Genomic DNA, 13,740 nt, shown 5'->3' on the forward strand with positions numbered 1-13,740 from the left:
TTGTCAAAGGCAATTTTACCTTGACAGACTCGCGCATAAGGGCGCATTTATGACAAACATCCAAAGCGCTTTGGGTGCTTCATCAATTCTTGGGAGGACATAAGATGAGGAATTTTGCAATTGCAGCGACCACCAGCTTGATCGCGCTTGGCACCGCAAACGGTGCGCTCGCGGATGATCGCTGTGCGCCTGCATTGGGATTGGGTGATTTTGCAGGACAAACCGTCACCATTTCAGGCCCTTGGGAAGGCAATGACGAGACATTGGTGAATACCGTGTTGGATTGTTTTAAGGCCGCGACAGGTGCAAATGTTGAATATTCTGGATCAGGTGAATTTGAACAGTTGATCGTCACAGACATCCGTTCGGGTTCGGCGCCAAACGTTGCAGTATTCCCGCAACCCGGTCTGGCCGCCGATCTTGCAGCAGAAGGTGGGCTTGTCCCATTGGACGAAGAATTGGCCAGCTGGATGAACGAAAATTATGGTGCGGGTCAGTCTTGGGTGGATTTGGGCACCTATGCCAACAAAGACGGTGCAGATGAATTTTTTGCATTCGCTTATAAGGTTGATGTGAAATCATTGGTTTGGTTCAAACCCGAAAATTTCGAAGATGCGGGATATGAAATCCCCGCCACAATGGAAGAGTTGATGGCCCTGTCTGATCAGATCGTCGCCGATGGTGGAACACCGTGGTGTTTGGGAATTGAATCCGGTGGTGCAACAGGTTGGACGGCGACAGATTGGATGGAAGACATCATGTTGCGCACCGCACCACCCAGCGCATATGACAAATGGGTCACAAATGAATTGCCGTTCAACAGTGACGAAGTCAAAAAGGCAATGGATGTGTTTGGTTCAATCGTCAAAAATGACGCCTATGTCGCGGGTGGTTCAGGTGCGGTTGCATCCACTTTTTTTGGCGACAGCCCAAAGGGTTTGTTCACCACACCACCACAATGTTACATGCATCGCCAAGCATCATTTATCCCAAGCTTCTTCCCAAATAAAGGTGCAGAGCTAGAGGCCGGCGAAGCCGACTTTTTCTATCTGCCACCGTTTGCTTCGATGGCCGATTTGGGGCGCCCAGTTTTGGGGGCGGGCACAGTATGGGCCATGACAAAAGAATCTGACGCGACCAAAGCGTTGTTCAAATTCCTTACCTTGCCTGTGGCGCATGAAATCTGGATGGCACAAACAGGGTTTTTAACACCGCACAAAGGTGTTGATTCATCTGCCTATGCCAATGATTCATTGCGCAAAATGGGTGAGATTTTGGCCACTGCGGACACGTTCCGATTTGATGCATCTGATTTGATGCCAGGTAAAATTGGTGCGGGGGCATTTTGGACGGAAATGACCGCATTCACCCAAGGCCAAGATACAAACACCACCGCCGACAATATTCAAAAAGCCTGGGACGCGATTAAATAATTGACGGCATAAACACGCGATTGCGCGTGTGTGGTGTAGCGAACAGGCAGCAAATGACATTGCTGCCTGTTCGAATGACAAACTGTTCAGCGAAGCAAAGCAAAATTTGATGAAAACTCTTGGCGCAGAAATCGCAGGGAAATTGACGGCGATCACATTGACCATGCTGATTGTATTGCCCGCCATTGCGATATTTTTATTTGCAGCCAGTTCATATCTGTCGTCCGCATTGGTGCCCATATTGCCCTTTGATGCGGGTACTAATGGCAAAATTTTATTTGCGATCCGTGCGGTGTGTATCGCTGTTTTTATCAGCTTTGCTTATTTTTGGTTGGCCAATTGGATGAATTTCAAACTGTCCAACACCGACAGCGAACGCGGCCAACGTGTAACAGAGGCAATCCAGCCTTGGATATTCATCGGACCTGCGATTTTATTGCTGTTTGGGTTTTTGGTTTACCCGACATTCGAAACATTTCGTATCAGTTTAACAAATGACATCCCATTGCTGGATGCGCTGGGAAACCCCGTTTTGAATGATGCGGGCGATATGCGCCAAACGCTTGGCTTTGTTGGGTTTGCTAATTACGCCACGGTGTTAACATCGGAAAATTTTTGGCTGGCTATACGCAATTCTGTGCTTTGGCTGTTTGTGGTGCCCACCACATGTATCATTTTTGGCATGTTGATTGCCGTTTTGGCGGATAACGTAAGATGGGGCACATTTGCCAAATCAATGATCTTTATCCCCATGGCAATTTCATTTGTCGGAGCCGCAGTAATTTGGCGCAATATTTATGCGGATGGTGGCACCGCAACCCATCAGATCGGATTGTTAAACGCCCTGCTCTCCCCACTGGGTGTGGAACCACGGTTTTGGTATGAAATGGAATTTTGGGGCAATTTTTTCATGATGGGCATTTTGGTTTGGATACAAACCGGTTTTGCCATGGTGATTTTTTCCGCAGCGCTTCGCTCCGTTCCCCAAGAAACGATAGAGGCCGCAGAAATCGACGGGGCGACCCCTGTTCAAACATTTTTCCGCATCACCTTGCCCCAGATATATTCCACCGTGGTTGTCGTTTGGACCACGCTGACCATTTTGGTATTGAAGGTGTTTGATATCCCCTTTGCGCTTACGGCGAATAAGGCAGATAAATTGTTGCTTGCAACCTATATGGAACAAACACGCAATTCACAGCGTGACCCAGAATTGGCCGCCGCAATTGCGATCATATTAATGCTGACGATCGTGCCGATCATGCTGTTCAACTTGTGGCGGATCAAGGTGGAGGCGCGTGATGGCTAGACGTATCATTGCATCATTATTGCTATTGGCGCTGGTGCTTGTTTGGGTTGTGCCATTTGGCGGGCTGTTAATCACATCTGCACGTTCAACAAAACATGCCAATGAAACGGGTTTTTGGACGGCTTTTCAAACCAATGAAATTGGCTATTCATTTAAAACCAAAGGCAAAGAAGCGGTTGAACGCATCGGCGATGATTGGGTGATCAAAGGCAATATTTTTGATGAACGCAATGCCGCAGACCAAGATTTGGCAGCGCAAAATAACGAACCCAAGACATTTGATATACATGGGAGTGTTGCGCGATTTGGCAGCGGTGCTGCAAACCCCGATGTGGCCGCCCCTGGTGAAACCATCGACATTCGCGATGGGCAATTCACGTTACATGAAAACGGCGATTACACTTGGGTGTTTGAAACCGAATACACCAAATCGGGGAAAACCATTGGCGTGCGCGTGGCACACCCACCCCAGTTTGGATTGCGCAATTACAAACGTGCCTTCGCAGATGGGCGAATTCCAAATGCGTTGATCAATTCATTTATCGTAACAATCCCAGCAACAATTATCCCTGTGATGATCGCGGCATTTGCCGCCTATGCGTTTAGCTGGCTGCAATTCCCCGGCCGCGATTTATTGTTGGGCATCGTGATTGCATTACTGGTGGTCCCATTGCAATTGGCGTTCATTCCCGTGTTGTCGATCTATGCCAATTTGGCAGATTGGGCGGGGGATTTATCGGCCAGTTTGGGATGGTGTAGCGGGCAAGAATGCGACTATCCCGCGAAAACATTTTCGGGGCTTTGGATTGCACATACGGCATTTGGCCTACCACTCGCGATATTTTTGTTGCGCAATTATATCGCTGGATTGCCACGTGAATTGATGGAAAGTGCGCGTCTGGATGGTGCATCACATTTGCAGATATTCACCAAATTGGTGTTGCCGCTTTCGTTACCCGCATTGGCATCATACGGAATTTTCCAATTCTTGTGGGTGTGGAACGATTTGTTGGTGGCGCTGATCTTGGGCCCGACCAGCGATCTGGTTTTGCCAATCGAAATTCAAAAACAAATCGGCACGTTCAAATCGGAATTGGAACGGTTGAACGCATCCGCATTCATTTCAATGATTGTGCCGTTGATCGTATTTCTGTCCATGCAAAAATATTTTGTTCGCGGCTTGCTCGCGGGATCGGTTAAGGGGGGCTAAATGAGCCAAGACTGGTGGCGCGGCGGCGTTATTTATCAAATTTATCCACGTTCGTACCAAGACAGTACGGGCAATGGTCAGGGCGATTTGAACGGCATTACACAACGCTTGGATCATATCGCAAGCCTTGGGGTGGATAGCGTTTGGATTTCCCCATTTTTCAAATCCCCGATGAAGGATTTTGGATATGATGTGTCCGATTATCGCGCCATTGATCCCTGCTTTGGCACATTGGATGATTTTGATGCGCTGTTGGCGCGTGCCCATGAATTGGGGTTGAAAATCATGATTGATTTGGTGTTGTCCCACACATCCGATCAACACGATTGGTTTGCACAAAGCCGACAATCACATGATAACGCAAAATCAGATTGGTATGTTTGGGCAGACCCAAAACCAGATGGAACACCGCCTAATAACTGGCTTTCCATTTTTGGCGGTTCAGCATGGCAATGGGAGCCAAAGCGCGAACAATATTATTTGCATAATTTTTTAACCAGCCAACCGGATTTGAATTTTCACAACACCGATGTCCAAGATGCTTTGTTGGATGTGGTCAAATTCTGGCTTGATCGCGGTGTGGATGGATTTCGTCTTGATACGATCAACTTTTATTTTCATGATCAAAAACTGCGCGATAACCCCGCGCTGTCACCCGATGAACGCAACGCGTCCATTGCACCTGCGGTGAACCCTTATAACCATCAAAACCATCTCTATGATAAAAATCAGCCTGAAAACCTTTTGTTTTTGGAACGTTTGCGCCGATTGATGGATAAATACGATGATCGCACAATTGTTGGCGAAGTTGGCGATGCACAATGTGGTTTGGATATTGTTGCACAATATACCAAGCCCGGGCGCGTACATATGTGTTATGCGTTTGATTTCCTGTCGCCCGAACCATTATCGGCGCAAAAGACCCAAAACATTTTATCAGATTTTGCAAACAAGGCACCCGATGGTTGGCCCTGTTGGGCGCTGTCCAATCACGATGTGGTTCGCCACGCAACGCGATTATCAACCACTGCGGGGCGCAAACAATACCAAATGCAAGGGGCCTTGCTTTTGTCCATGGAAGGGTCAGCCTGCATTTACCAAGGCGAAGAATTGGGTCTGCCAGAGGCGGATGTTCCATTTGAAGCGTTACAAGATCCTTATGGCATAACATTTTGGCCAGAATTTAAAGGACGCGATGGGTGTCGCACACCCATGGTTTGGGATGACAGCGCACAAGCGGGATTTTCAAGCGCGGATAAAACATGGCTTCCGATTGATCCGCAGCATTTGAAAATGACGGTCGCACATCAAGAAGAGCAAAATGATAGCCTACTTCATTTTTATCGCCAATTCTTGGCGTTTCGCAAATCACATACGGCACTTGTGTCAGGTAAAACCACCGCATTAAACGCCACGCCATCGGTGCTGCATTTTATTCGAATTGGGGATTCAGGTGACATTTTCTGTGCGTTTAATTTCACTGATGAACCACAAACGATCCCATTTGAACAAGCAGGTGATGTTTTAACCGCGAGTGGATTTACCCCACAATTAGCCAACGGAGCACTAACCATTGCCCCACACGCCGCCGCATTTATTGCGTTGAAAGGAAATTCGTAATGTCCGCACTTACGTTGCAAAACATCGACAAAGTTTATGGCAAAACACAAGTGATGCACGATGTCTCGCTGGACATTGAACAGGGTGAATTTGTTGTATTTGTTGGGCCGTCTGGTTGTGGCAAATCTACGTTGTTACGCATGATCGCAGGTCTTGAAAGCATCAGCGCAGGAACGCTGTTTATTGGTGACAAGAAAATGAATAACGTGCCCGCATCAAAACGCGGCATTGCAATGGTTTTTCAAAGCTATGCATTATACCCCCATATGAGCGTTGCGGATAACATGGGGTTTTCGCTGTCAATTGCCAAAACCCCAAAACAAGAAATCAAACAACGCGTTGCGGCCGCCGCTGAAATCTTGCAACTGACGCCATATTTGAACCGCCTGCCCAAAGCATTGTCAGGCGGTCAACGCCAACGTGTGGCCATTGGGCGTGCGATTGTGCGTGAACCCGATGTGTTTTTGTTTGATGAACCTTTGTCCAATTTGGATGCCGAATTGCGCGTTTCAACACGGCGTGAAATCGCAAATCTGAAAGCATCAATGCCCGATACAACCATGATTTATGTGACCCACGATCAGGTAGAGGCCATGACCTTGGCCGATAAAATCGTGGTGTTGCGTGATGGGCGTGTGGAACAAGTTGGAACGCCGCTGGAATTATATGATCGCCCGCGCAACAGCTTTGTCGGGCAATTCATCGGTAGCCCAAAGATGAATATTTTTGGCTCGGGTGATTTGGCGGTGCAAAACTGGCCCCATCACAACACTGGCATTCGCCCTGAACATCTGGAACCAGCAACACCAAAAACTGCTATCGTTTCTGGCACATTGGAATTTGTCGAAAAGCTGGGCGAATATTCACTGGCGTATTTGCGCACGGCTACGGGTTGCGAATTCACCGTAAAATTTGATCGCAGTATCAACCACGCGATCGGCAAAGAGCTACATTTCAAAGCGGATCATAACAATCTGCATCAATTTGACTCCAAAACCATGTTACGGGTGGATTGATCGCTGATTAAGCATCAACCGTTATTTGATGGAATTGTTGTTCCAATTCGGCCTTGGTTGGTGGATTTGCGCCACTGCGTGACACCGCGATTGCCGCGGCTTTGGATGCATAATCCAGCGCTTTGTGAATATCGTTTGCATCAATTTTGGCGATCTTTTCTTTGGTCAACAAACCAAGGCTATGCAACACAGATAAAAATCCCGCGTTAAACGTATCGCCCGCACCGATGGTATCAACCACGTTGATAGCAGGGGGGTGCATGTCAACCGTTGCACCCGATGGCAAATGGGCCACTGATCCCTTTGATCCTTTGGTGATCAAAACAATTTTTGATCCAAACTCGTGGATCACATCCATTGGATCAACCGGTGTTTCCCGCGCAGTTGCGATCCAATCCAAATCTTCGTCGGATAGTTTGACGATATCTGCATGAGAAATCATGTTATCGATACGATTAAGATATTGCGCAGTGTCGTCAATAAATGACGGGCGAATATTGGGGTCAATCATGATGACCTTTTTGGCGGCATTCGCGACACAGACCTGTTCATAGGTATTGCCCGCTGGATCATTGCACAGGCTGATCCCGCCAAAAAACATGGCTTGCACGGTTGCAGGGATTGCGGGCACATCACGTGGCGACAACAATCGCCCCGCTGAATTTTCGTCGTAAAACGTATATTGTGCATGACCATTGGTCAGTTGAACAAAGGCAAGCGTTGTGGGTTGATTGCTACGCACACAATACGATGTATCCACATTTTCATGCAGCAATATACGGTTGAGTTGCGCGCCAAACAGATCGGTTGAAAGACCAGACAGAAACCCTGTATTCACACCCAAGCGCGACAATGCAATTGCGGTGTTATACACAGCACCGCCATTTAACGGTGTGTAACTGGTTTGCCCATTCACATCACTTGGCACCATGTCAATCAGCGCCTCACCACAACAGAGGATCATCTTTGGCCACTTTTCATTGTAAATCGGTCTGGCTGACATTTTTGATATTCATGTCGCTTGCAATATGATTGCGCAAAACGCGATTAACGTTTGGTAAATCATTCCCATCTGTTTTGGCAATCGCTTCGGCCGAATCAAATCCATAACGCGACCAGCGATCCAGCAAACGTGCACGCAACATGGTATGGGGAACCTCTAATGTGATGGAATAGTCCCATAGCATCGCCAAATCGCGCCACTTTGGTTCATCCAACATCAGATAATTTCCCTCTACAATTACCGTTTCGCAATCCGCGCCGACATATCCAGCCCCAGCAACCGCACAATCACGTTCGCGATCAAACAGCGGGAAATAGATTTCGTCATCCGTTGATAAACGCTTGATCAGATGCACAAATCCATCCACGTCAAAAGTTTCGGGCGCGCCTTTGCGTTCCAATAAACCGCGCTGTTTCAAAATTTCATTTTCCAAATGAAATCCATCCATTGGCACAACCACTGCATTTTTGGTTTGCGCCGCCAGCACGCCAGCATAAGTGGATTTACCACTGGCAGGTGGGCCAGAAACCGCAATCAACCGACGACAAGTTCGAAAAGGAACATCGCGTATCACTGAAACAAGATTGTTGATCTGACCCATTTATTTCCCCTAGGCTGCGTTTTTTTCTGTTGGCGGTTCTTTTGCGCCCGTCATAAATGCAACCGCATCAGACATCGTATATTCATCCGGTTTGATCACACATAACCGTTTGCCCAAACGATGGATATGAATGCGGTCGGCCACCTCGAATACATGTGGCATGTTATGGCTGATCAGGATGATCGGAATGCCGCGTGATTTCACATCTTGGATCAGTTCCAGCACGCGACGCGATTCTTTGACGCCCAGCGCGGCGGTGGGTTCATCAAGAATAATAACTTTGGAACCAAATGCCGCTGCGCGCGCAACTGCAACGCCTTGGCGTTGACCACCTGACAAGGTTTCCACCGCTTGGTTAATGTTTTGAATTGTCATCAACCCAAGTTCGCTGAGTTTATCACGCGCGATCTTTTCCATTTTTGGGCGATCAAGTTGGCGCAAAAATTTACCCCGAAATCCAGGTTTGCGCAATTCGCGCCCCATGAACATATTATCCGCGATGGATAGTGCGGGTGACATGGCAAGCGTTTGATAAACGGTTTCAATGCCTTCGTTGCGTGCATCAATTGGAGAATGAAAATTAACCTTTTTTCCGTCAAGATAAACGTCGCCCTCATCAGGGATGACCGCGCCTGACACGGCCTTGATCAATGATGATTTCCCTGCGCCATTATCACCGATCACCGCCAAGATTTCACCGGGGTAAAGATCAAAATCGCAATGATCCAATGCGGTAACCCGCCCGTAACGTTTGACCAATCCGCGGCCTTTTAAGATGGGTTCCATCAGACTGATACCTTTCTGATCCATTGATCAACAGCAACCGCACCAATGATAAGTGCGCCGATTAACAAGAATGTCCATTGTGCATCCGCACCTAACAAGCGCAGGCCAAGCGTGAACACACCAACGATCAACGCGCCAAAGAACATCCCCATGATGGAACCACGTCCACCAAACAAGGATATGCCACCGATCACCACGGCGGTGATGCTTTCGATATTTGCCAATTGACCCGATGTTGGGGATACCGAACCGATCCGCCCGATCAAAGCCCAACCTGCAAATGCACAAATCACACCTGCCAGCATATAAACAGAAATGAGGATGCGTTTGACGTTCACGCCAGAAAGCTCTGCCGCCTCTGGATCATCACCCACCGCATAGACATGACGCCCCCATGCAGTGTGACGCAAAACATAGGCCAGCATCAAAACCAACAGCACCAGAAAAATCACGCCATAGGTAAACACAGCGCCACCGACCTTAATTTTTTCGCCAAACAATTGTAGCAATGGTGCCTGGTTTGCGATGTCTTGGCTGCGAATGGTTTCATTGGCGGAATAGAGAAAATTCGTCGCCAAAATGATTTGCCACATACCAAGAGTTACAATGAATGGAGGGAGTTTCATGACCGCAATCAACCAGCCATTGATAAAGCCACAGATCGCACCACAAGCCAATCCACAAGCAACAGCCAGTTCTGGTGGCAATCCATATCGAAATGTAAATTGCCCCATCACAACCGAGCTGAGCACCATGATCGCACCGACTGACAGATCAATACCCGCAGTTAAAATCACCACAGATTGCGCCGCGCCCACGATGCCCACAATGGCTACTTGTTGCAAAATCAATGTAAGTGCAAATGGCGAGAAAAATTTGCTTCCGAGCAACACGCCAAAAATAATAAGCGAGATGAGCAATACAATTAACGGCACCAAAGATGGCGTCACATGCAACGCATGCTGAAATCGTTTCAAAAAAGATGCATCGTGGTTATCGAATTCTGCGACTTTGTTTGAGCTTCCTTGAAGCCCAGTTTCAAAGTTCTGGTCAGTGGACATGCCTGTCTCCGTTGCGGTGCTGGAATTATCTTTGAATTGAAAGGGCGGGGAATTTTCCGCCCTTTCGGATGAAGTTTTCTATTCGTTGGAATTTAACCCCAACAGCGTTCGGTACCCTCAGCAACGCTGATTGACTCTACGCCATCAACGGCTTGGTCAGTGACCAATGCAACACCAGTGTCAAAGAAATCTTTGCCAGGTGTAAGGGCGGGTTTCGTGCCATTTTCGGCCCATGCTTTAATCGCTTCAACACCTTTTGATGCCATCAACAAAGGGTATTGTTGCGAAGTCGCACCGATGATGCCGTCCTTAACATTTGCAACACCCGGGCAACCACCATCAACAGATACGATCAATACGTCGTTTTCACGCCCGATTGCTTTTAGCGCCTCATATGCGCCTGCTGCGGCTGGTTCGTTAATTGTATAAACAACGTTGATCATTGGATCTTTGGCCAGCAAATTTTCCATGGCTTTGCGACCGCCTTCTTCGTTGCCGGCAGTGACATCATTGCCAACGATACGCGCGTCGGTTTCATCACCCCATTTGTTTGGATCGCCCAAATCGATACCGAACCCTTGCAAGAAACCTTGGTCACGCAAAACGCCCACTGTTGGTTGGCTCACGGCCAAATCCAACATAGCGATTTTTGCATTCGCGGCATCCGCACCCAATTTGGCTGCGGCCCACTGACCAATCAATTCACCCGCCAAAAAGTTATCAGTTGCAAATGTCGCATCTGCTGCGTCAATCGGGCTAAGGGGTGTATCAAGTGCGATCACAACCAAACCTGCGTCGCGTGCTTGTTGAACCGAAGATACGATTGAAGACGTGTCCGAAGCCGTCAGCAAAATACCCTTTGCGCCATCCGCGATACAAGTTTCGATTGCGGCCACTTGTGTTTCGTGATCGCCGTCAACTTTGCCCGCAAAAGATTTGAGGGTCATGCCCAATTCCTCTGCTTTGGCTGTCGCGCCTTCTTTCATTTTTACAAAAAACGGGTTTGTGTCTGTCTTGGTGATCAAACATGCGGTGATGGCGTGGTTATCAGCAAATGCAGAACCAGCCATAAGGCCAAACGTCAGCGCTGTGCTCGCAAATAATTTTTTCATGGTGTCCTCCCTGGACGATAAAGCGAATGTAGGGTTTTCCTCTGGATCACCGATATTTTTCGGCGATAGAGCTATACAAAAACGCGATTTTGGGATCGATGTCAATAAATAAATAAACTTGATTTATTAATTAAAAATACTCCAATATCCCGCCATCATACATTAAGAGAGCAATATGAATGAAACTCCGATCATACGCGCCTTAAGCAATGGCGCAAATCAAAAGGGTGTGCGCGATCACAACGAACGCCTGATTCTGTCAATGCTTCAACGCCACGGCGCGATGCCTGGAAGCGATATTGCACGGCGTACATCATTGTCCGCCCAAACCGTTTCGGTGATTCTGCGCAAACTGGAATCAGATGAATTTCTGATCAAAGGCACACCACAAAAAGGCAAAGTCGGCAAACCATCCATTCCCGTTGAATTGAATCCAGATGCGGTATTTTCATTCGGCGTAAAAATTGGTCGGCGTAGTACCGAATTATTTTTAATGAATATTTGTGGTGAAATCCTTTCACAGCTTCGGTTGGATTATGATTTCGCCCTACCCCAAGAAATTTTTGCTTTCTTACGCAATGGTATCGAAAAATCCACGGGTGAACTGAACCCAAAACTTGCGGCGCGCATCTGTGGTATTGGCATCGCTGTGCCTTTTGAAATTTGGAAATGGGGTGAGAATGACGCCAATACCCCAGAAGAGTTCCTGTCTTGGAAAGATATCGATTTTACCCAAGAACTCGCTAAATTTTGCACTCTGCCCGTTTTTGTTGTGAACGATGCCACCAGCGCGTGTTGGGCGGAACATATTTATGGGCGTGGCAAAGAATTACGCGATTATGCCTATTTTTTTATATCCACATTTATTGGCGGGGGGATCGTCATAAATCATTCGGTATACGAAGGCCCTCACGGGAATGCCGGCGCTTTGGGATCACTTCGTGCGGGTGATGAAAACGGGGAAACGCGCCAATTGGTTGATGTTGCTTCTATTCATTTGCTCGAAGATAGCTTGGCAAAATCAGGAATTGCGCCCCAAGAGTTGTGGCAACAGCCTCAAAATTGGTCGCATCTTTCTGCATTTGTTGATCCATGGATTGAAAAAACCGCAACAGAAATCGCCAAGGCGAGCCTGTCCACATGTGCCGTAATCGATTTCGAAGCAATTGTAATCGACGGCGCCTGCCCCACAGACGTGCGCGCAAAACTCGTGGAACAGGTCCAAGAAAAAATCCTGCAAGAAGATTCACGCGGTTTGATCCTCCCTCGTATCGAAGAAGGCCGAGTCGGGGGCAAAGCACGTGCAATCGGCGCCGCATGCAGCCCAATTTTCGCGCTGTTCTTTTTGAATTCAAATTCGAAGTTATCGGATTGATTGATTGCTAGATAACATCGTGGCAAGGCTCAGCGCGTTATTGTCGCCAAGTCGGTTTTTGCGATCACATTCAAAACAAACTTTTAAGTACCCCTTCGGTGGAATCGGTCCAATTTGCATCACGAAGCTGTGTAACTAATTTTCACAATTTTCTTTAATAATATCATCCAACAGATGAAAGAATTCGCACGTGGTTGAACCTGAAAACTTCAGATCAGTCTAAGCCCAGACCATCTTTAGGAGGAATTCGAATGACCGAATTTGTGATAGCGCGCCGCAAATTGCTCGCCAGTGGGCTCGCCACGGTTTCAGCAGGAATTACAGGATTTGCGGTTTCGCCATATGCGCAGGATATTAAGCCCACCGTTTCGATGCGCGGCGGTGCCAACAATTACTTACCAAACGCCCCAATCGTGGAAAAGATCGGCAACGGTGGATTTTGGATGACAGGTTCCGTGCGCCGCGCAGGAGACGGTGCTCCGCTTGCTGGCCAACGTATCCAAATTTGGGCGCATACTACCGAAGGGCATGAAAGAGATCCAGATAGCCACGGCGCAACATTAACCGATACCAATGGCATCTTTCGTCTTGAAATGCCTCAAATCGTTCCTGCATTTGGGCAAGCGCATGGTCATCTTGCATATGATAGCGATGAATTTGAAACGGTTTTCCTACGTCCGGTTCTGTCGCGTACCAAAAGCAAATCTCTTGAGGCTCACTTCGTTTTACAGCCGGTCTGACGAGGTGAATTCAAAACTGATCAACCGATATCGTTCCTTCCTATTATGGTTCGCTTTTTTGGTGGCCATTCTCGTCCCGATTGCAGCATCGTTAACAAGCCCCCTGCTTGCGTGGCGGGAACCTGTGTATGTGGTTGGCGGTTTTTTTGGCGTTATGTCTCTTGCTCTGTTGCTGGCGCAGCCCATGCTGGCAGCAAAATACCTACCAGGCGTTTCATACCAAGTAAGCAAACGTATCCATCGCTGGGTGGGGTGCGCATTGATCATTTCTGTGATGATACATGTTGTGGCGCTTTGGTTTGTCTTAGCCCCTTAAAACTGTGCCATTATTTGTTAGAGGTAGGAGGATCAGATAATGGCTCGAAAGCGTTACAAAGATGAAGATGCTTTAAAGGTATTGCGGGAGATAGAAGTGCATTTGCATGATGGCTTAGATGTTGTGAGCTCTTGCCGAAAAGCAGGCATATCAGACAA

At 47.7% G+C, this 13,740-nt stretch carries 12 protein-coding genes; 7 read left to right on the forward strand and 5 right to left on the reverse strand.

The genetic code is table 11. The features are described from left to right. The first annotated feature begins 104 nt into the window (after positions 1-104). From BFP76_RS05315 to BFP76_RS05335, 5 genes are all read left to right on the forward strand, one after another. Entirely contained in the window at positions 105-1,433 is a 1,329-nt protein-coding gene (locus BFP76_RS05315; protein WP_099592151.1) for an ABC transporter substrate-binding protein, read from the forward strand. 109 nt (positions 1,434-1,542) lie between these two features. Then, on the forward strand, positions 1,543-2,742 hold the full coding sequence (locus BFP76_RS05320) for a carbohydrate ABC transporter permease (protein ID WP_099592163.1): 1,200 nt from the start codon (positions 1,543-1,545) through the stop codon (positions 2,740-2,742). Then, positions 2,735-3,952 (forward strand): carbohydrate ABC transporter permease, encoded by a 1,218-nt coding sequence (locus BFP76_RS05325; protein ID WP_099592152.1) that lies wholly within the window; start codon positions 2,735-2,737, stop codon positions 3,950-3,952. Before BFP76_RS05320 ends, BFP76_RS05325 begins: the two co-directional genes overlap by 8 nt. After that, positions 3,953-5,572, forward strand: a complete 1,620-nt coding sequence (locus BFP76_RS05330; RefSeq protein ID WP_099592153.1) for an alpha-amylase family glycosyl hydrolase — start codon at positions 3,953-3,955, stop codon at positions 5,570-5,572. It abuts the gene before it with no gap. Continuing rightward, entirely contained in the window at positions 5,572-6,588 is a 1,017-nt protein-coding gene (locus BFP76_RS05335) for an ABC transporter ATP-binding protein (protein ID WP_099592154.1), read from the forward strand. The genes BFP76_RS05330 and BFP76_RS05335 overlap by 1 nt, the downstream gene beginning before the upstream one ends. Positions 6,589-6,595: 7 nt before the next feature. Here BFP76_RS05335 and BFP76_RS05340 read toward each other — a convergent pair whose 3' ends face one another. From BFP76_RS05340 to BFP76_RS05360, 5 genes are all read right to left on the reverse strand, one after another. Beyond that, positions 6,596-7,591, reverse strand: coding sequence for a carbohydrate kinase family protein (locus tag BFP76_RS05340; protein ID WP_240513987.1), 996 nt, complete (start codon positions 7,589-7,591; stop codon positions 6,596-6,598). Beyond that, on the reverse strand, positions 7,566-8,192 hold the full coding sequence (locus tag BFP76_RS05345) for a nucleoside/nucleotide kinase family protein (protein ID WP_205661379.1): 627 nt from the start codon (positions 8,190-8,192) through the stop codon (positions 7,566-7,568). The genes BFP76_RS05340 and BFP76_RS05345 overlap by 26 nt, the downstream gene beginning before the upstream one ends. Before the next feature lie 9 nt (positions 8,193-8,201). Beyond that, a complete protein-coding gene (locus tag BFP76_RS05350) occupies positions 8,202-8,978 on the reverse strand; it encodes an ATP-binding cassette domain-containing protein (protein WP_099592164.1) in 777 nt (258 codons plus the stop codon). Continuing rightward, positions 8,978-10,039, reverse strand: a complete 1,062-nt coding sequence (locus BFP76_RS05355; RefSeq protein ID WP_099592156.1) for an ABC transporter permease — start codon at positions 10,037-10,039, stop codon at positions 8,978-8,980. Before BFP76_RS05355 ends, BFP76_RS05350 begins: the two co-directional genes overlap by 1 nt. A 92-nt stretch (positions 10,040-10,131) precedes the next feature. After that, a complete protein-coding gene (locus BFP76_RS05360) occupies positions 10,132-11,151 on the reverse strand; it encodes a sugar ABC transporter substrate-binding protein (protein WP_099592157.1) in 1,020 nt (339 codons plus the stop codon). A gap of 175 nt (positions 11,152-11,326) precedes the next feature. On the opposite strand from BFP76_RS05360, the gene BFP76_RS05365 reads away from it, so the two are divergent. Both BFP76_RS05365 and BFP76_RS05370 read left to right on the forward strand, forming a co-directional pair. After that, complete coding sequence (locus BFP76_RS05365; RefSeq protein WP_099592158.1) at positions 11,327-12,526, forward strand: ROK family transcriptional regulator; 1,200 nt, start codon at positions 11,327-11,329, stop codon at positions 12,524-12,526. A gap of 251 nt (positions 12,527-12,777) precedes the next feature. Beyond that, positions 12,778-13,266, forward strand: a complete 489-nt coding sequence (locus BFP76_RS05370; protein WP_099592159.1) for a peptidase associated/transthyretin-like domain-containing protein — start codon at positions 12,778-12,780, stop codon at positions 13,264-13,266. The last annotated feature ends 474 nt before the right edge of the window (positions 13,267-13,740 follow it).

This window comes from Paramylibacter kogurei, from assembly GCF_002742285.1.
Lineage (GTDB): Bacteria > Pseudomonadota > Alphaproteobacteria > Rhodobacterales > Rhodobacteraceae > Amylibacter > Amylibacter kogurei.